An 18,364-nucleotide genomic window follows, 5' to 3' on the forward strand; every position below is an offset into this window, starting at 1 on the left:
GCGCCCGGATGGATGGCGTAGCATCGAAGACCCGCCGTCCCGCCATGCGGACAGGCATTGCCATGGAGATCGCCTGATGCTGCGCGGCATTCACCCGCTTCTGGGACCGGACCTGCTGTATGCATTGCGCACCATGGGTCATGGCGACGAGATCGTCATCGCCGACGGCAATTTTCCGGCAAGCACGCTGGGACCGAAGGTCGTGCGCGCCGACGGGCTTGGCGGCGAGGAACTGCTGGAGGCGATCCTCACCCACATGCCGCTCGACACCTACGCGCCGGCCGCCGCTTTCCGCATGGCGGTGGTGGAAGACCCTGACCGCCTTCCCATCATCTGCCGGTCCTACCAGGGCATCGTCGACCGGCTGGCGGGTGCCTTCGTCGTCGCGCCGCTCGAGCGTTTTGCTTTCTACGAACGCGCGGCCAAGGCCGCCTATATCGTGGCGAGCGGCGAGCGCGCCGCCTATGCCAACATCCTGCTGAAGAAGGGGGTGCTTCATTCGGACGGCGGCTGAGCATTCATGCAGAAGACCGCTGGGCCGCGGACCTGAATTGGAATAAGCATTCCGCATTGACCTTGATTTGGAATTGATGCTTCATATCAAAATGGAAGCGGTGCGGAACGGGTTAAGGGAGGCGCCATGCTTGCAAGAACAGTTCTGATCCACTAAAAACCAATTGCTGTTTTTTATCGATAAAGTCCTGATTGGACATCGCCTATCCAGCAAGGACTTCGCGTAATCGACCGGGCGACTTTGGGAGGAAGCCTATGAAATTCGTGAAAAGCATGATCAACCGCCGGACAGTCGTGGCGCTTGCCGCCGCGTCGATGCTGGCCGGTGCATTCCACACGGTGCCGGCAACCGCTGCCGAAACCACCATTCCGATCATCGTGAAGGACACCACCTCCTTCTATTGGCAGATCGTCATGGCCGGTGCCCGCAAGGCCGGTAAGGACCTCGGCGTCAACGTGCCGGAGCTCGGCGCGCAGGCCGAAACCGACGTCAACGGCCAGATTTCGATCCTCGAAAACGCCGTTGCCGGCAATCCGGCCGCCGTCGTGATCGCCCCGACCGAGGCCAAGGCGCTCGGCAAGCCGATCGACGAAGCCGCCAAGAAGGTGAAGATCATCGGCATCGACTCCTCGGCCGACTCGAAGGCCTTCACCTCGTTCCTGACCACCGACAACAAGGTCGGCGGCCAGGTGGCGGCAGACGGCCTTGCCGCGGCAATCGGCGCGGCCAATGGCGGCAAGGTCGAAGGCAAGGTGGCGATCATCACCGCACTGCCCGGCGCCGGCTCGCTTGAGCAGCGCCGCGAGGGCTTCCTCGCGCAGGTCAAGGCCAAGTATCCCGGCCTCACGGTGGTCGCCGACAAATATGCCGACGGCCAGGCAACCACCGGCCTCAACATCGCGACCGACCTGATCACCGCCAATCCGGACCTGAAGGGCATCTTCGCGTCCAACCTGATCATGGCGCAGGGCGTTGGCCAGGCGATCGCCGAGAACAAGCTTTCCGGCAAGGTCGGCCTGATCGGCTTCGACAGCGACGAGAAGCTGATCAAGTTCCTCAATGACGGCGTCATCTCCGGCCTCGTCGTGCAGGATCCGTACCGGATGGGTTATGACGGCATCAAGACCGCGCTCGCCGCCTCCAAGGGCGAGAAGGTCGAGGCTTTCGTCGACACCGGCGCCAACCTCGTCACCAAGGCGAACATGAAGGAGCCCAAGATCGACGCGCTCCTCAATCCGAAGCTGAAATAGGCTCTCGGGTCGTTTCCGGGGCCGTCGCGGCCCCGGAAACACGCGCCGGAGGTCAAGAAGACTTCGGACGCGCAACTTCCAACCGGGATTGCCCGTCGCAGAGGCCGGGCTTCGTAGCCGAGCTACAATTTTGCCAAGGGCCTGCGAAAAACCTGTTCCGGCTCACGGTCCATGCGTTAGGCTACCCTTAGCGTGCCAATCGGGAGGATTGTCATGACGTCAGCGGCATTGCACCAGCATCCTGCCCCGGAACTGGAACCGGGCAAGGTGATCCTGGAACTGCGCGGTCTGGAAAAGCGATATCCCGGCACCCACGCGCTGAAGCCGATCGACCTGGCTTTCAGGGCGGGCGAGATTCACGCCATCGTCGGCGAGAACGGCGCCGGCAAATCGACGCTCATCAAGCTCCTGACCGGCGTTATGCCGCGCACCTCCGGAGACGTGATCTGGGAAGGCGCACCCGTGGCGCTTGCCACGCCGCATGAAGCGATGGCCCTTGGCATCAACGCCGTGCACCAGGAAGTGGTGCTGTGCCGCCATCTCACCGTCGCGGCCAACATGTTCCTTGGCGAAGAGAATGTCCGCTACGGCCTCCTGCAGCAGCGCGCGATGGTCCGCGACGCGCAGAAGATCATCAGCGATCTCGGTTTCAACCTGCCGGCCCATGTCGTGCTGGGCGGTCTTACCATCGGCCAGCAGCAGCTGATCGCCGCCGCCCGCGCCACCGTGCGTGGCACCAAATTCCTGATCTTCGACGAACCCACCGCCTACCTGACCCGCAAGGAGGCCGACCAGCTTTTCGCGCTGATCCGCCGCCTCAAGGCGGAAGGCGTGACCATCATCTATATCAGCCACCGCATGGAAGAGGTTTTCGAACTCGCCGACCGCGTATCGGTGCTGCGCGACGGCACCTATGTCGGCACCCGCGACATCAAGAAAACCGACGAAGCCGAGTTGGTGCGGATGATGATCAACCGCACCATCGAACAGATCTACCACAAGGACCAGTTCCCTGCCGGCAGGGTGATCCTCGAAACCAGACAGCTTTCCGGCAAGGGTTTCGAGAATGTCTCCATGACCGTGCGGGAGGGCGAGATCGTCGGCCTCTACGGTCTCGTCGGTGCCGGACGTAGCGAGTTCGTCACCGCCGTCTACGGTCGCCATCCGAAATCCTCCGGCACCATCCTTTGGGACGGCAAGGAGGTCAATGTCCGCTCCGAGAACGATGCGATCAAGCTCGGCATGGCGCTGGCGCCGGAAAGCCGTCGCGACCAGGGCTTGTGCCTCAACCTGCCGGTCGGCCTGAACCTCAACCTGCCGATCTACAAGCGCATCAGCAAGAACCTGCTGATCTCGGGCAGCGAGGAGGCCAAACATGCCGAGCAGCAGATCGCCGGCCTGCGCATCAAGACACCTGGGCGGCAGGCGCTCGCCTCCAGCCTGTCCGGTGGCAACCAGCAGAAGATCGTCATCGGCAAGTGGCTGAACCACGGCGCCAAGCTGTTCATCTTCGACGAGCCGACGGTCGGCGTCGATGTCGGCACCAAGGCGGAGATCTACCGGCTGTTCTCGACGCTGTTGTCGAAAGGCGCCGGCATCATCCTGATCTCGTCCTATCTGCCCGAAGTATATGAATTGGCCGACACGCTGCACGTTTTCCGCCGTGGCAAGCTGGTCGGCACGCACGGATTCCACACGGCCAGCCATGAGGACATCCTGACCGAGGCATTGGCCGAGAAACAAGAAAAACCGGGAGGACAAATATGAGCACCGAGGCGATCCCCGCTGAAAAGCCGAAACGCAACTACAATGCGTTGTTTGGCCTGACGCTGCTGGCGCTGCTGGTGCTGTTGTGGGTTCTGCTGTCCTTCTCGACATCGAGCTTCGCCACTGCCAACAACATCTCCAACCTGCTGCGCCAGGGCTCGATGATCGCCATCCTGGCGGTCGGCCAGACCTTCGTCATCATCACCGGCGGCATCGATCTTTCCGTCGGCGCGGTGGTGGGTTTCGCCACGGTGACGACGGCGATGCTGATCAATTCCGGGCTGCCGGTGTTCCTCGCCATCCTGATCACGCTGCTCATCGGCGTGGCCATCGGCCTCTTCCACGGTTTCGGCATCGTCAAGATGGGCCTGCCGCCCTTCATCATCACGCTGGCCACGCTCACGTCACTACGCGGCATCGGCCTCTTGATGACCAATGGCAATTCGATCTCGATCAACAACGACGCCTTCCAGGAATTCTCGCGCGGCTCCTTTGTCGGCATCCCCAATTTGTTCTGGATGGTGATCCTGGTCGGCGTGCCGGCCTATGTCTTCCTGCACCACACCAGATGGGGCCGCTACCTGTTCTCGGTCGGCTCCAATGCCGAGGCAGCGCGGCTTTCCGGCGTCAATGTCCAGCGCACCATCTATATGGCCTACACGCTGTCGGGCCTGTGCGCGGCCTTTGTCGGCGTGCTGCTGGCTTCCCGCATCGGCATCGGCAATCCGACCCAGGCCGAAGGCTGGGAGCTGCAGGCCATCGCGTCGTCGGTGATCGGCGGCACCTCGCTGTTCGGCGCCATCGGCTCGGTGCACGGGCCGCTGCTCGGCGCTTTCATCCTCGCCACCATCAACAACGGCGCCAACCTGCTCAACGTCAACGCCTTCTGGCAGCGCGTCATCACCGGCGCGCTGATCATCGTCATCGTCTATTTCGACGGCTTGAGACGCCGCGGCGGCAAGTAGCCATGAAAAAGGCCCGCGCCATATGAGGCGCGGGCCTTTCCAACAATTGGCTTTCGTCTCGTCCTGTTCAGGCTTTGAGCAAAGCCTCCACCGAGGCTGCGATCGCCAGGAGACGGCGGTCATCCCCATTGCGGGCGACCAGCATCAGGCCGGACGGCAGCCCCGTGCCCGGCATGGGCAGTGAGATTGCGCACTGGTCGAAATAGTTGAAGACCTCGGTGTTGCGCAGCAAAAGCCCTTCCATGCGATCGTCGAACTTTGGATCGGCCATCACCGCTTCGATCAAGGGTGCCGCGACCGGCACGGTCGGCAGCGCCAGCACATCGAAATCCTCGGCCCTGCGATCCATCTCGACAATGTGTTCGGCGCGGCTGCGCATGGTGCGGATATAGATCGGCACGGGTGCCTTGGCGTAGCGCGCCAACGGCAAGCTGACATGCGGATCGACTGGAACGTCGGTGCCGGCCGCCAGCCAGTCGGCATGAATGGCGGCACCTTCCATGCCGGCGATGGAGCCATATTGGGTCGCCTCGTTCATCGCATCGATGAGGTCGTCGATGGCAATGTCGAAGATCCGCGCGCCGGATCGCTCCAACTTGCCGACAGTCGCCTCGAACGCCTGCGCGATCGGCTCTTCGGTGTCACGGAAGAGATGCCCGCGCGGAATGCCGACGCGCAGGCCGTCAAGCCGGGCGGGAACGAGCGGCGTTGGCTCCTCGCCAGCCATAATTGCGTCGGCAGCCGCGCAATCGGCAACCGTGCGCGCCAGCGGCCCGAGCGAATCCAGCGCGAAGGACAGCGGAAAGGCACCTTCCAAGGGTACGCGGCGCGCGGTCGGCTTGAAGCCGACGACGCCATTCAGAGCGGCGGGAATGCGGATCGAGCCGCCGGTGTCGGAACCGATGGAAATGACACTGGTGCCTTCGCCCACCGACACGCCGGCGCCGGAGGAAGACCCGCCGGGAACACGCGCCGGGTCAGCGGCATTGCCCGGCGTGCCGTAATGCGGGTTCAGCCCGAGCGCGGTGAAGGCGAACTCGGTCATGTTGGTCTTGCCGATGATGACCGCGCCGGCCTGACGCAGGCGCTGCACGACGGACGCATCGCGTTCGGCGGCGGCGGCAGTGCGCCGGAGCAGCGAGCCGGCCAGCGTCGGCTCGCCAGCGACATCGAGCAAATCCTTGATCGAGACGATCGTGCCGTCGAGCGGGCCGAGCGATACACCAGCCTTGCGCCGAGCATCCGCCGCATCGGCGGCCGCGCGCGCGGCCTCGGGATAAAGCCTGGTGAATACGCGCTCGTCGGCGGCGCGGGCGGCCAAACGCGAAAGAACGGCTTCAAGACGGTCGCGGACGGAAGACATCGACACGGCACCTCGTTTTGACGAATTGGCTGGGTCTGCTGTCTCACGCAGCCCACCAAACCGCAACGTCCCTTGCCGACATCCACGCTGGTCCAGCGGATGGAAATTTCAACGCCAGGGCCGTTTGCGCCAATTCCTTCTCTGGCGAAACGCCGGACAAAGTCCATAATCCGCGCCGTTGGGATGGGCGGATCGGGAGCTCGTCCGGAATTTGCAAGCTCACGGCAGTGGGCGGTTTGGCGGGGAGTTCAGTCATGTCGGATTTCAGCATCACCAGGCGTTCGGTGCTTTCAGGCGCGGCCCTGCTGCTCGCCTCCACGGCCCTGCCGACGATCGGCTGGGCGCAGGAGCCGAAGAAGGGCGGACGCCTGACGGTTGCCGCCGATTCCGAGCCGCGCAACCTGAACCCGGCGATCGTCGCCTCCAACGGCGTCTTCTTCATTTCGTCCAAGATCGTCGAGCCGCTCGCCGAAGCCGACTATGAAGGCAAGGATGGGCTAAGCCCTCGCCTCGCCGTCAGCTGGGAGGGCTCGGAAGACGGAAAATCGGCCACCTTCAAATTGCGCGAAGGCGTGACCTGGCACGACGGCAAGCCGTTCACCTCGGCCGACGTCGCCTTCTCCGCGCTGCAGATATGGAAACCGCTGCAGAACCTCGGCCGCGTCGTCTTCAAGGATCTGGAAGCTGTCGAAACGCCGGACGAACACACCGCCGTCTTCAAATTCGCCAAACCGACGCCGTTCCAGCTGATCCGCAACGCGCTGCCGGCGCTGACCAGCGTCGTGCCCAAGCACATCTATGAGAACGGCAAGATCGAGGAGAACCCGGCCAATGCCGCGCCGGTCGGCACCGGCCCGTTCAAATTCGCCGAATACAAGGCCGGCCAATACTACCGGCTGACCAGGAACGACAGCTATTGGGGCAAGAGCGAGCCTTATCTGGACGAGATCGTCTATCTAGTGCTGCCGGACCGCTCGGCGGCCGCCAACGCGCTGGAAGCCGAGCAGATCCAGCTCGCCGCCTTCTCGGCAGTGCCGCTGGCCGATCTTGCCCGCATTGCCAAGGTGCCGGGCCTCAAGGTCGTCACCAAGGGCTACGAGGGGCTGACCTATCAGTTGGTGGTGGAAATCAACCATCGCCGCAAGGAACTGGCCGACCTCAAGGTACGACAGGCCATCGCGCACGCCATCGACAAGGACTTCGTCGTCAAGACGGTTTTCCTCGGCTATGCCGAGACCGCCAGCGGGCCGGTGCCGAAGAACGATAAGCAGTTCTACACCGCCGAAGTGCCGGCCTACGCCTTCGATGTCGCCAAGGCCAACGCGCTGCTCGACGAGGCCGGCTACAAGCGCGGCGCCGACGGCACCCGCTTCAAGCTGAAGCTTCTGCCAGCACCCTATTTCAACGAGACCAAGCAATTCGGCGACTATCTGCGCCAGGCACTCGCCGCCATCGGCATTGACGCGGAACTGGTCAACAACGATTCCGCCGCGCATATCAAGGCGGTCTACACCGACCACGCCTTCGATCTCGCGGTGGGCCCGCCGGTGTTCCGCGGCGACCCGGCGATCTCCACCACCATCCTGGCGCAGAGCGGCATTCCCGACGGCGTGCCCTTCTCCAACCAGGGCGGCTACAAGAATGCCGGGATCGACGCGCTTATCGCCAAGGCGGCCGGAACACTGGACACCAAGGCGCGTACCGACCTCTACAAGGAATTCCAGAAGAAGGTGGCCGAGGATCTGCCCTTCATCAACGTTGCCGACTGGACCTTCATCTCGGTCGCCAATGAAAGTGTCGGCAACATCGCCGACAATCCGCGCTGGGCTGTGTCCAACTGGGCGGACGCCTGGGTGGCGAAGTAGGTCCCATCGGCGCTTGAGGTCGGCAGCCGCTCGCGGATAAGCTCGGCGGCTGTGACCTCGGTGTCTTTGCACCCATGAACCGTGCCCTGCTTCTCTTGCGCCGACGCCTCGTCGGCTCCGTCTTCGTGCTTCTGATCGTTGTTGTCGGCACCTTCCTGCTGCTTGAGGCGGCTCCCGGCGACGCGGTCGATGCCTATGTCGTTTCGACCGGCGGCGACGCTGGATTGGTCGAAGCGCTGCGCCAGCAATGGGGCCTCGACCAGTCCGCTGTGACGCGGCTTGCCAGTTATCTTTGGGCGTTACTGCATTTCGACCTCGGCCACTCGGTCGCCTTCTCGCGACCGATCCGCGACGTCATTTTCGAACGTTTGCCGGTGACGTTGCTGCTGATGGGCAGCGCCACCGCCCTGTCCTTCGGCCTCGGTTCGGCGTTGGGCATCTATGCCGGCGCACGGCCCGGCAGTTTTCTAGACCGTTTTCTGTCGACCGCTTCGCTCGCCCTTTATGCGGTGCCCGGTTTCTGGCTGGCGCTGGTGCTGGTCATCGTCTTTGCCGTCGATCTGCGCTGGTTCCCGATCGCCGGCTTCGAGACGGTGGCTTCCGGCAAGACCGGTTTCGCCCGCGCCGCCGACATAACCAACCACCTCGTTCTGCCGGTGACGTCGCTCGGGCTCATCTATCTGGCGCTTTACCTGAGAATGATGCGCGCCGGCATGGCAGAGGTGTGGCGGCTGGATTTCGTGCGCGCCGCCCGCGCCAGAGGACTTTCCCGCCGGCGCATCGTGCTCGCCCATGTCGCGCGCAATGCGTTGCTGCCGCTGGTCACCATGCTCGGCCTGCAGTCCGCCCAGATGCTGGGCGGCAGCGTCGTCATCGAAAGCATCTTTTCGGTGCCCGGCCTCGGCAAGCTGGCGCAGGAGGCGGTGGCATTGCGCGACACGCCGCTGTTGCTCGGCATCATTCTGGTGAGTGCCGTTCTGGTCATTCTCATCAACCTTCTGGTCGACATCGCCTATGCCTTCCTCGATCCGCGCGTCGGTGCCAGCGAGGCTGGTGCATGAGGCGGCTGGCGAACACACCGGAAGCGTTGGTTGGGCTCGGCATCCTGGCGCTGCTGGCAACGATGGCGCTGACGGCGCCGCTGCTGTTTCCGGGCGATCCGCTGGCCATCAAGGGCGCACCGTTGCTGCCGCCTTTCCAGGATTGGGCGCTGCCGCTCGGCACCGACAGGCTGGGGCGAGACGTGATGGCGGAACTCTTCCACGGCGCTCGCACGTCGCTGGCCGTCGGGCTTGCCGCGGCGGCGGCGGCGATTGCCGTCGGCGCGGTGATCGGCACCTTGGCCGGCTTTGCCGGCGGTATCGTCGACGAAGCGCTGATGCGCATCACCGACGCCTTCCAGACCGTGCCTTCCTTCCTGCTGGCCCTGGCCTTCGTCAGCGTCGTCGGGCCGTCGCTGGCCGTCGTCGTCATCGCCATCGCGCTGTCGGCCTGGACCGGCCCGGCGCGCGTCGCCCGCGCCGAGGTTCTGTCGATCCGCGAACGCGATTTCGTCGCCGGCGCGCGTGTCATCGGCATGCGCCCGCTGGAGATCGCGCTGCGCGAAGTCCTTCCCAATGCCCTGCCGCCGGTGCTGGCGCTGTCGTCGGTGATCGTCGCGTCGGCAATCCTCATCGAGGCTGCCTTGTCCTTCCTCGGCCTAGGCGACCCCAACCGCGTCACCTGGGGCGGCATGATCGCCGAGGGCCGCACGGTTCTGCGCTCGGCTCCCTTTCTGTCGATCGTCCCTGGCATCGCCTTGGTGCTGACCGTGCTTGGCGTCTACCTCGCCGGGGAAGGCATTGTCGAAGGCACGGCCGTCAGGAAGGGCCTGTCGTGACCGCCCCGCTCGTCTCGATCCGCGACCTGTCGGTCAGCTACCGGCGCGACGGTGCGCCCTCGCTTGCCGGCATCGATCTCGACATCGCCGCCGGCGAGCGGCTGGCCATCATCGGCGAAAGCGGTTCCGGCAAGAGCACGCTGGCGCTGGCCATTGCCGGGTTGTTGCCGCTCACGGCAAAAGTGGACGGTGCGATCCTGTGGTCGGGGCAGTCACGCGTGCCGACTGGCGGCCGCGACATCGGCTTCGTTTTCCAGGACGCCGCCGCCAGTCTCGACCCGGTGATGGCGATCGGCCGGCAGGTGGCGGAGGTGGCCCGCGCGCATCTTGGCCTGTCATGGGCGGATGCCGAAAACCGCGCGCTCGACCTCTTGCGCCGGGTGAAATTGCCAAACCCGGAAACGGTGCTGCACGCCTTTCCGCACCAGCTGTCCGGCGGCCAGAAGCAGCGGGTTGCGATTGCCGCAGCAATCGCCGCCAGCCCCAAATTGCTGATCGCCGACGAAGCAACCAGCGCGCTCGACACCATCGTCCAGGCCGAGATCGTTGCACTGATCCGGCAATTGGTGAGCGAGGATGGCATGGCGCTGCTGTTCGTCAGCCACGACATCGCGCTCGCCGCCGAACTGGCAGACCGGATCGCCGTCTTCAGCAATGGCAAGATGGTCGAACTGGGAAGCGCGGACGCGGTCATCCAGGCACCTGCGCATGCCTATACGAAAAAGCTGCTCGCCGCCCATATCGGGCTCGACGCGACGCCGATGATCCCGACGACGGAGCATGGCCATGTCTGAGCCGCTGCTTGTCGTCTCGGGCCTGAGCAAACGGTTCCGACGCGGGGCAGTAAGCGTCGCCGCCGCCGACGATATTTCCTTCTCGATTGCTCCGGGCGAGACGCTGGCGCTCGCCGGCCCCTCGGGCTCCGGCAAATCGACCATCGCGCGACTGATCCTGCGGCTGATCGAGCCGGATGCCGGCCAGGTAACATTCGAGGGCGAGGATTTCCTGGCCCTGCGTGGAGCGGCGCTGCGCGCGAGGCGGGCGCGGCTGCAAATGGTGTTCCAGGACCCGCTCGCCGCGCTCAACCCCCGCGCCACGGTGGCGCGCGTGCTGGATGACCCGTTGCGCATCCATGGACTTGCTGGCCGCAGCGAGCGGCCAAACCGCATCGCCGCCCTGCTCGAGCGTGTCGGCCTGTCGCCCGATCTGGCTCATCTACACATTCATGAGATTTCCGGCGGCCAGCGCCAGCGCGTGGCGATCGCGCGCGCCATAGCCACCAAACCGTCGCTGATCGTGCTGGACGAAGCCGTCTCGGCGCTGGACGTTTCAGTGCGTGGCCAGATCCTCGAATTGCTGCTCGATCTGCAACGCGAGGAACGCATCGCCTATCTGTTCGTTTCCCACGACCTTGGCGTGGTGCGTGCCTTCGCGCATCGCATCATCCTTCTGGATGGCGGGCGCATCGCCGAGCAGGGCGACGCTCGTGCCGTCATCGACAATCCGCACTCCAACATAGGCAAGGCGCTTGTTGCCGCCGCGCCGAAGTTGACCAGAAAAGCCACGCAGGACGCCTCATGACCGACCCCGACGCCAGAGCGGAGAAACTCGCGCGCGAGCTCGATTCCGCCTTCCGCAACCGTGCCGATCTCTACCGGCTGATGTTGGAAGAACTGACGGCCGAATTGGACGCCGAACAGGCCGAGGCGATCATGGTTCGCGCCATCGAAAAACGTGGCCAGGAAGTTGCAACGACAGCTTTCTCACGCTTCGGTCCCAACGATGCGCGCGCCATCGGCGAGGCCTTTCTGGCGGTCAGCCCGGATGACGGGAGGATGTATCCGACCGATATCGAGCGCGCGGCGGACCGCATCGCCTTCAAGGTGAAGCGCTGTCCGCTGAAAGACGCCTGGGTGGAAGCCGGCGTCGGCGAGGAACGGCTGGCGACGCTCTGCCGTATAGCCGGCGCCTTCGACCGCGGCCTGTTCGAGGCGACGGGCGTGCGCTTCGACAACGTCACCTGGACGCCCGGTCATGGCAGCGGCTGCTGCCACATCGCGCTGACCAATCGCGACGCGGCCTGAGCCGGCCTTGCCGCCTATTTCTTGCTGGCTTGCCTGAGCTCCACCCGGCGGATCTTGCCGGAGATAGTCTTGGGCAGCGCGTCGACGAACTCGATCTCGCGCGGATATTTGTAGGGCGCGGTGAGGTTACGGCAGAAATCCTGGATGTCGCGCGCCAACTCGTCCGACGGCGCAAAACCCTTGGCGAGGATGACATAGGCCTTGACGATCTGCCCGCGCGTCGGGTCCGGCTTGCCCACCACCGCGCTTTCGGCGACCGCCTTGTGTTCGATCAGCGCGCTTTCGACCTCGAACGGGCTGATGCGATAGCCGGCCGACGAGATCAGGTCGTCGGAACGGCCGACGAACCAGAGATAGCCATCCTTGTCTCTCCGGGCGGTGTCGCCCGTATAATACCAGCCATGGCGGAACGAGGCGGTGTCGAGTGCCTTGCCGGTGTAGTAGCCGTGGAACAGGCCGCCCGGATAAGGATCGGTGATCCTGACCGCGATATGGCCGACCTCCTCGTCGGGCAATCGTTTGCCGTCATCGTCGACGACATCGACATCGTAGCCCGGCACCGGCTTGCCCATCGAACCGAAACGCACCTCCTCGCCCGGGAAATTGGCGACGATGTTGATGGTCTCGGTCTGGCCATAACCGTCGGCGATGGTGGTGCCGGTCGCCTCCTTCCAGATGCGCATCACCTCGGGATTAAGCGGCTCGCCGGCACCCAGCGAGCGGCGCAGGCTGGAAAGATCGTAGCGTTTCAGATCCTGCTGCGCGAACAGCCGGTAGACGGTGGGCGGTGCGCAGAAGGTCGAGACCTTGAGCTTGCCGATCAGCTTCAGATGCATGTCGGCATCGAAGGCGCCGTCGCCATTGTAAAGCACGGCCGGCGTGCCGAGCATCAATTGCGGAAACAGGATGCCCCAGGCGGCCTTGGCCCAGCCCGTATCGGTGAGCGACCAGTGCACGTCGCCGGGCCTGAGATCCATCCAGAACAACCCGGTCGCCACATGCGCCAGCGCATAGCCGTGGTCGCGTGGCACCATCTTCGGCAGCGAGGTGGTGCCGGAGGTGAAATAGGCCATCATCATGTCGGTGGAACGTGTCGGCGGAAATGCCGAGCGGTCCAGTTGCGGCGACGCCTCGGCGAGCAGCTTGTCGAGCGACAGCCAGCCTTCGCGTTCGCCGTCGACGACGATGAAAGTCCGCAGCGTCGGGCATTCGGCACGGATCTGGTCGACCTTGGCGCAGTGCTCGGAGGTGACGATGACCGCCGTGGCCTTGGAATGGTTGATCCGGTAGGCGAGGTCATGCGCGGTGAGCAGGTTGGTGCCGGGCATCGAAACCACGCCCGCCTTCATGCAGCCGAACAGAACCGTGTACCAGGCCGGCACGCGGCCGATGACGACGCAGGCAAAGTCCCCGGCCACGACGCCCAGCTGGCGCAATGCATTGGCAAGGCGGTTCGAGCCTTGCGAAAGCTGCGAATAGGAAATGCGCTGGATCGCCTCGCCATCTCGCGAGACGGCGATCACCGCCGTGCGGTCGTCACGCTGGGCCCAGTCATCGATCACGTCGAAGGCGAAGTTGAAATGCTCCGGCGCGGGCAAGCGAAATTCCGCGCGCGCCTTCGCATAGCTGCGGTCGACCGTCGAAAAATCCATCCTCTCCTCCGCGATGGCAATGCAACGTCCGGCGCATCACATAGCGCGGACGAGCTTAGGAAGCCATCGAACCAAAGGCTATAGGCGGCTTCACGTCCATCGGCTGAGGATATTGTATTTCGACAACCAAAGCTCGCTATGCACAAGGAGGAAATCTTTGATGACGAAACGGACAGGCCGAACCCGCTGCAATGGCACCGCGAGGCCACTGTAGAAGAGCGTGACATGTGGGTTGAAACCCAGGTTCGCTTTCAGGCCATTGCGTATCATCGCATCACCGAGATGACGTTGTAGGTCGACAAGCTCTGGGCTGCCTCCGAGCAAGACAGTCGCGCGGTTCCCGGGCCTGCTATGGGGAAAAGTAACGACGTGGTCGAAGCAAACTTCGAAGGGCTGCAATTTTATCGAATCTGCCGCGCGCGATGCAGCAAAGATGAACTTGTCGCGCAGCCGTCTGAAGTCTCCTACCAGATGAAGTGAGATATGCAGGCGTCCATATCTCAGCAATTTCGCCTGGATACCGTATTGGTCGAGCAGCCCTGAGGCTACCCCGACAGCCGATGCGGCACTGGCGACTTCCAGAAGCAGCATGAAGATGAGTCGTTCGGGTTTTCGCGGCCGTGGCGGATAGGGTCCGCCGAGGTCGAATTCAAGCTGAGTGGTCATGATGCGCACTCCCTGAAAATCGAAAGCACGCAGACTAGAACAAATCAAGAACATTCGCAAGCGCGATCCCGAAGGACCGCGCTTGCGCCGCCAGCCCCCTACGCCAGCGAAATCCAGGCGGTCTTCAGGTCCGAATATTTGTCGAAGGCGTGCAGCGACTTGTCCCGCCCGAAACCGGACTGGCCGAAACCGCCGAGCGGCACGGTCAGGTCCGCCCCGCCATAGGTGTTGACGTGCACCACCCCGGCGCGGACGGCGCGCACCATGCGATGCGCCTTGGCGAGGTTCGACGTCCAGACCGCCGAGGCAAGCCCGTAGACCGTTCCATTGGCGAGCCGCACGGCTTCCGCCTCGTCGTTGAACCGCTGCACGGCAAGCACGGGACCGAACACTTCCTCGCGGGCGACAGTCATATCGGGACCGACGTCACCGAAGATGGTCGGCTCCATATAGTAGCCGCCGGTCTCCTCGCGGATACGCCGGCCGCCGGAGACCAGTCCCGCGCCCTCATCCAGCGCCGTCGCCACATGGCCCAGATCCTTCTTGAGCTGTTCCATGCTGCTAACCGCACCGATGTCCGACTTCACGTCGAGCGGGTCACCCACCTTCATCTTGGCGGTCGCAGCGACCAGTTTCTCAACGAAGGCATCGTAGATCGAGGATTGCACCAGCAGGCGCGAGCCGGCCACGCAGACCTGGCCGGCGTTGCGGAAAATACCGTTGGCCGAAACCTTGGCGGCAATGTCGAGGTCCGGTGCATCTGCAAAGACGATGTTGGGCGATTTGCCGCCGAGCTCGAGATGGACTCGCTTGAGATTCGAACGGGCCGAATAGTCGAGCAGCCGCCGGCCGACCGGACCGGAGCCGGTGAAGGCGATGGCGTCGACATCCATGTGCAGGCCAAGCGCCTCGCCGGTGACCGTGCCGCGGCCGGTAACGACATTGAGCACGCCTTCCGGCAGGCCGGCCTCGGCGGCCAGTTCGCCTAGGCGCAGCAGTGTCAGCGATGCCACTTCGGCCGGCTTCAGCACCACACAATTGCCGGCGGCGAGTGCCGGCGCCACTTTCCAGGCGCCGATCATCATCGGAAAATTCCACGGCACGATGGCGGCAACGACGCCGAGCGGCTCGCGATGGATGAGGCCCAGCACATCTGGCGCCGTCGGCGCGATCTCGCCATAGACCTTGTCGATGGCCTCCGCATAGTAGCGGAACGTTGCCGCCGCCGACAAAGGCTCGGCCTTGTAGGCCATGCCGATCTCGGTGCCGTTGTCGCGCACGCCGAGCACGGCCAGTTCAAGCGCATGTTTTTCGATCAGATCGGCCAGGCGCAACAGCACCTTCTTGCGCACCGCCGGAGCCGCACGCGACCAGCTTCCCTTTTCGAAGGCAGCGCGCGCGGCCGCCACCGCGCGATCGACATCGTGGGCTCCCGCGTCGGCGATCGACGTCAGTACCGTTCCGTCGATCGGCGAGATGACGGGCAGGGTCGCCCCGTCCCGGCTATCGGCGAAATCGCCGCCAATGAAGAGCCTTTGCGCTACGACGGGCTTCTGCCGCAGCGTGTCGATCGTGGCCTGGTCCATCAGGTCTTGTCTCCGAGTGTCACATGAAGCGCCGTCGGCGCGCGGAATTCCCAACCCCGGAACACGGGGCCTTCATCCATCGCCAGCCGAATATTCGGGAACCGGGCGAGCAGCAATGCCAGCGCCAGGCACATCTGCTCGCGCGCGAAGAAACGGCCCGAACAGAAATGATGGCCGAAGCCGAAGGCGGCGTGGTTGCCCTGGTCACGATGGATGTCGAAGCGGTCGGGATCGGGAAAGCGGCTTTCGTCGCGGCTGGCCGAAGAAACCAGCGCCGCGACAGGCGCGCCGGCCGGGATCGTCGCGCCGCCAAGCTCGACCGCGCGTGTCGTTTGCTTGGTCTGCGTGCCGATCGGAGCGACCCACCGCAAGCCTTCGTCGACCGCCTTCGGCACCAGTGTTTCCGGATCGGCCAACACCGCCCGCATCTGGTCGGGATGCGTCAGAAGGCCAGCCAACACCGACCCGGCGCCATGTCCCGGTTCCTGCATGCCACCCAGCAGGATGACCTTGATGGTCGGCATCAGGAAATCGATCGACCGTGTCTCTCCAGCCGGCATGCCGTCATGCAGCATATGCGAAAAGGCCGATCCGTCCGGCTCGTGCGCCAGCCGCTCCAGCGTCGGCCGCACGGCCGCGCCAACTTCGGCGCTGATGGCATCGGCAATGGCCTGCCGTTTGGGGTCGTTCTCGAAATTGATGGCCCCTTGCGCCAGTCCGTAGAACCAACGGCGCAAAGTAGGCGCGTCGACGTCATACAAGCCCAGCGAATGGGCAAGGGCCAGCGTCGAGACCGGTTCGAAATAGTCGGCCATCAGTTCGGCCGAACCCTGCCTGGCCAGTTCATCCAGAATGGGGTCGGCGATGTTGCGCACGAGATCGCCGGCATAGCCGGCGACGGTGCGTGGACGATATTTGGGATCGACGCCGGTCCGCAGATCCCTATGGACCTCTCCGTCGGTGGTGAGAATGGTCGGCTTGCCGAAGGAGCGTTCGACCGGCGAGGTGCCGACGACATTGGAGAAGATGTCGGGGGTCTTGCCGACCGTCTCCACATCTTTCCAGCGCGTGACGAACCAGAGATTGACCGCCGGCACGAAGGCAACCGGCTGGCTGCGGCGCAGTTCCGCATAGATCGGATAAGGATCGGCTTCGAGCGCCTCGACGGTTATGCTGTCTGCATAGGTCATGACGTGCCCCTGGAATAGGGAGAGGCAGCGTATCGCCGCCTCTCCGAATGCCCGTTAATCCTTCACCTCATTGCCAAGCTGGGCGAACGCTGCCGGATCCTTGCTTTTCAGCGACAATGCCAGGGCAATGCCGATCACGGCGGCGATCAGCACCAGCGACGGCAGGAACCAGGAGAGCGTGCCGGAAGCGCCCGACAGGTTGCCGAAGTTGAGCACGATCTGGACGATGATGTAGGCAAGCACCAGGCCGGCAACGATCGGCGCAACCTTTGCCTTGAACACATTGCCCTCCAGCGAAGGATTGCGGCCGAAGAAGGCGAAGACCGAGAACGAGGTCAGCGCCATCAGCGTAATCACGCCAAGCGTGCCGACATTGGTGAGCCAGGAAAACAGCGCGAGCACGGGATCCTGACCGGTCGCGGCGAACAGGGCGATAACCGCGAAGGCCAGTGCCGTCTGGATCAGCGAGCCGACATGCGGGCTCTTGAACAGCGGATGGGTGACGCCGAGGCTTTCCGGCAACAGCTTCTCGCGGCCGGCGACATAGAAATAGCGGGCGACGCCGTTGTGGAAGGCGACGACCCCGGCAAACAGGCTCGACACGAACAGGATGCTCATCAACTGGGTCAGCCCGGAGCCGACGTAACGGTCCGAAAGGCCGAACAGGAAGGTGGTCGGATCGCTGAGCGCCTTCAGCGACGGCACCAGCTTGTCGACGCCTTCGCCATTCACCATCAGCCAGCTGGTGAACATGTAGAAGAGGCCGATGACGAGGATGGAGATGTAGGTGGCGCGCGGAACGGTGCGGTGCGGCTCGCGCGCTTCCTCGGAATAGATGGTCGTCGCCTCGACGCCGATGAAGGCAGCGAAGCAGAACAGGAGGCCGATGGCCGGTGCGCCGCTGAGGACCTGGGTCGGCGTGAACGAGGCCATGCTGAGCCCGGCATCGCCGCCCTTGAACAGGATCGCGAGGTCAACCACAAGCACGACCAGATATTCGAGCAGGACCAGCACCGTCAGGATCTTGGCCGACAGATCGACCCGGCGATAGCCGAGTATGCCGACGAGCCCGACGCCGATAAAACACCAGACCCACCAGGGCAGGTTGATGCCCCAGCCGGCGAACAGGCCGGCGGTCGCCGCGCCGAACATGCCGAAGACGCCGATCTGCATGGCGTTGTAGCTGAGGATGGCGATGAGCGCCGCGGCGCCGCCGAGCGCACCGCCCAGGCCTTTGGCCGTGTAGGCGTAGAAGGCACCGGCATTGGCGACATGGCGGGCCATGGCGACATAACCCACCGCGAAGATGAGCAGTACGGCGGTGACGATCAGGAAGGTGCCGGGAATGCCGGCGCCATTGCCCATCATCATCGAAAGCGGCACGCCACCGGCAACCGCGGTGAGCGGCGCGGCGGCGGAAACTACTAGAAATGTCACGGCGCCGACGCCGAGACTGTTCTTCCTCAGCCGGTTTACTTCACCGGTCTCCACTGCAGTCGTCATAGGTTCCTCCTCCATTCCCGCCAAGCGGGTGACAACTTCTCGGAAATGCCGGAGCGCCGAGGCGGCTTTATTTCGTTTCA

The 18,364-nt window shown here is 64.1% G+C and carries 16 protein-coding genes; 10 read left to right on the forward strand and 6 right to left on the reverse strand.

From position 1 onward, the window contains the following. Positions 1-76 precede the first annotated feature (76 nt). From QFZ88_RS10175 to QFZ88_RS10190, 4 genes are all read left to right on the forward strand, one after another. Positions 77-514, forward strand: a complete 438-nt coding sequence (locus QFZ88_RS10175; RefSeq protein ID WP_024926365.1) for an RbsD/FucU family protein — start codon at positions 77-79, stop codon at positions 512-514. Positions 515-768: 254 nt separating this feature from the next. Beyond that, on the forward strand, positions 769-1,764 hold the full coding sequence (locus QFZ88_RS10180; RefSeq protein WP_024926366.1) for an ABC transporter substrate-binding protein: 996 nt from the start codon (positions 769-771) through the stop codon (positions 1,762-1,764). Between the two features lie 213 nt (positions 1,765-1,977). After that, a complete protein-coding gene (locus tag QFZ88_RS10185) occupies positions 1,978-3,531 on the forward strand; it encodes a sugar ABC transporter ATP-binding protein (protein WP_024926367.1) in 1,554 nt (517 codons plus the stop codon). Further along, positions 3,528-4,496, forward strand: a complete 969-nt coding sequence (locus QFZ88_RS10190) for an ABC transporter permease (RefSeq protein WP_024926368.1) — start codon at positions 3,528-3,530, stop codon at positions 4,494-4,496. The genes QFZ88_RS10185 and QFZ88_RS10190 overlap by 4 nt, the downstream gene beginning before the upstream one ends. A 67-nt stretch (positions 4,497-4,563) precedes the next feature. Here QFZ88_RS10190 and QFZ88_RS10195 read toward each other — a convergent pair whose 3' ends face one another. After that, positions 4,564-5,859, reverse strand: a complete 1,296-nt coding sequence (locus tag QFZ88_RS10195) for an amidase (protein ID WP_024926369.1) — start codon at positions 5,857-5,859, stop codon at positions 4,564-4,566. 254 nt (positions 5,860-6,113) lie between these two features. Here QFZ88_RS10195 and QFZ88_RS10200 point away from each other — a divergent pair, with 254 nt between their 5' ends. From QFZ88_RS10200 to QFZ88_RS10225, 6 genes are all read left to right on the forward strand, one after another. After that, on the forward strand, positions 6,114-7,724 hold the full coding sequence (locus QFZ88_RS10200) for an ABC transporter substrate-binding protein (protein WP_024926370.1): 1,611 nt from the start codon (positions 6,114-6,116) through the stop codon (positions 7,722-7,724). Between the two features lie 74 nt (positions 7,725-7,798). Beyond that, positions 7,799-8,785, forward strand: a complete 987-nt coding sequence (locus tag QFZ88_RS10205; protein WP_024926371.1) for an ABC transporter permease — start codon at positions 7,799-7,801, stop codon at positions 8,783-8,785. Beyond that, positions 8,782-9,603: an ABC transporter permease gene (locus QFZ88_RS10210; protein ID WP_024926372.1), complete on the forward strand. Its 822-nt coding sequence runs from the start codon at positions 8,782-8,784 to the stop codon at positions 9,601-9,603. Before QFZ88_RS10205 ends, QFZ88_RS10210 begins: the two co-directional genes overlap by 4 nt. Further along, entirely contained in the window at positions 9,600-10,397 is a 798-nt protein-coding gene (locus QFZ88_RS10215) for an ABC transporter ATP-binding protein (protein ID WP_024926373.1), read from the forward strand. Before QFZ88_RS10210 ends, QFZ88_RS10215 begins: the two co-directional genes overlap by 4 nt. Further along, the gene (locus tag QFZ88_RS10220; protein ID WP_024926374.1) at positions 10,390-11,184 is read left to right on the forward strand and encodes an ABC transporter ATP-binding protein; all 795 of its coding nucleotides are present in this window, start codon (positions 10,390-10,392) and stop codon (positions 11,182-11,184) included. The genes QFZ88_RS10215 and QFZ88_RS10220 overlap by 8 nt, the downstream gene beginning before the upstream one ends. Beyond that, positions 11,181-11,687, forward strand: coding sequence for an L-2-amino-thiazoline-4-carboxylic acid hydrolase (locus QFZ88_RS10225; protein ID WP_024926375.1), 507 nt, complete (start codon positions 11,181-11,183; stop codon positions 11,685-11,687). The genes QFZ88_RS10220 and QFZ88_RS10225 overlap by 4 nt, the downstream gene beginning before the upstream one ends. 14 nt (positions 11,688-11,701) lie before the next feature. Here QFZ88_RS10225 and QFZ88_RS10230 read toward each other — a convergent pair whose 3' ends face one another. From QFZ88_RS10230 to QFZ88_RS10250, 5 genes are all read right to left on the reverse strand, one after another. After that, the gene (locus QFZ88_RS10230) at positions 11,702-13,339 is read right to left on the reverse strand and encodes an acyl-CoA synthetase (protein WP_024926376.1); all 1,638 of its coding nucleotides are present in this window, start codon (positions 13,337-13,339) and stop codon (positions 11,702-11,704) included. 90 nt (positions 13,340-13,429) lie between these two features. Continuing rightward, entirely contained in the window at positions 13,430-14,005 is a 576-nt protein-coding gene (locus tag QFZ88_RS10235; protein WP_065997006.1) for a 2'-5' RNA ligase family protein, read from the reverse strand. A 98-nt stretch (positions 14,006-14,103) separates the two neighbouring features. Further along, entirely contained in the window at positions 14,104-15,591 is a 1,488-nt protein-coding gene (locus QFZ88_RS10240; protein WP_024926378.1) for an aldehyde dehydrogenase, read from the reverse strand. Further along, positions 15,591-16,781 (reverse strand): cytochrome P450, encoded by a 1,191-nt coding sequence (locus QFZ88_RS10245; protein WP_024926379.1) that lies wholly within the window; start codon positions 16,779-16,781, stop codon positions 15,591-15,593. The genes QFZ88_RS10240 and QFZ88_RS10245 overlap by 1 nt, the downstream gene beginning before the upstream one ends. A gap of 54 nt (positions 16,782-16,835) precedes the next feature. After that, on the reverse strand, positions 16,836-18,284 hold the full coding sequence (locus tag QFZ88_RS10250) for an APC family permease (RefSeq protein ID WP_024926380.1): 1,449 nt from the start codon (positions 18,282-18,284) through the stop codon (positions 16,836-16,838). Positions 18,285-18,364: the final 80 nt, after the last annotated feature.

Source organism: Mesorhizobium sp. YL-MeA3-2017, from assembly GCF_030814575.1.
Classification (GTDB): Bacteria; Pseudomonadota; Alphaproteobacteria; order Rhizobiales; family Rhizobiaceae; genus Mesorhizobium; species Mesorhizobium terrae.

Excerpts from the sequence above, each read along its gene's own strand:
- QFZ88_RS10175 (WP_024926365.1), top strand. The coding sequence starts at position 77 with ATGCTGCGCGGCATTCACCCGCTTCTGGGACCGGACCTGCTGTATGCA.
- QFZ88_RS10180 (WP_024926366.1), top strand. The coding sequence starts at position 769 with ATGAAATTCGTGAAAAGCATGATCAACCGCCGGACAGTCGTGGCGCTT.
- QFZ88_RS10185 (WP_024926367.1), top strand. The coding sequence starts at position 1,978 with ATGACGTCAGCGGCATTGCACCAGCATCCTGCCCCGGAACTGGAACCG.
- QFZ88_RS10190 (WP_024926368.1), top strand. The coding sequence starts at position 3,528 with ATGAGCACCGAGGCGATCCCCGCTGAAAAGCCGAAACGCAACTACAAT.
- QFZ88_RS10195 (WP_024926369.1), bottom strand. The coding sequence starts at position 5,859 with ATGTCTTCCGTCCGCGACCGTCTTGAAGCCGTTCTTTCGCGTTTGGCC.
- QFZ88_RS10200 (WP_024926370.1), top strand. The coding sequence starts at position 6,114 with ATGTCGGATTTCAGCATCACCAGGCGTTCGGTGCTTTCAGGCGCGGCC.
- QFZ88_RS10205 (WP_024926371.1), top strand. The coding sequence starts at position 7,799 with ATGAACCGTGCCCTGCTTCTCTTGCGCCGACGCCTCGTCGGCTCCGTC.
- QFZ88_RS10210 (WP_024926372.1), top strand. The coding sequence starts at position 8,782 with ATGAGGCGGCTGGCGAACACACCGGAAGCGTTGGTTGGGCTCGGCATC.
- QFZ88_RS10220 (WP_024926374.1), top strand. The coding sequence starts at position 10,390 with ATGTCTGAGCCGCTGCTTGTCGTCTCGGGCCTGAGCAAACGGTTCCGA.
- QFZ88_RS10225 (WP_024926375.1), top strand. The coding sequence starts at position 11,181 with ATGACCGACCCCGACGCCAGAGCGGAGAAACTCGCGCGCGAGCTCGAT.
- QFZ88_RS10230 (WP_024926376.1), bottom strand. The coding sequence starts at position 13,339 with ATGGATTTTTCGACGGTCGACCGCAGCTATGCGAAGGCGCGCGCGGAA.
- QFZ88_RS10235 (WP_065997006.1), bottom strand. The coding sequence starts at position 14,005 with ATGACCACTCAGCTTGAATTCGACCTCGGCGGACCCTATCCGCCACGG.
- QFZ88_RS10240 (WP_024926378.1), bottom strand. The coding sequence starts at position 15,591 with ATGGACCAGGCCACGATCGACACGCTGCGGCAGAAGCCCGTCGTAGCG.
- QFZ88_RS10245 (WP_024926379.1), bottom strand. The coding sequence starts at position 16,781 with ATGACCTATGCAGACAGCATAACCGTCGAGGCGCTCGAAGCCGATCCT.
- QFZ88_RS10250 (WP_024926380.1), bottom strand. The coding sequence starts at position 18,284 with ATGACGACTGCAGTGGAGACCGGTGAAGTAAACCGGCTGAGGAAGAAC.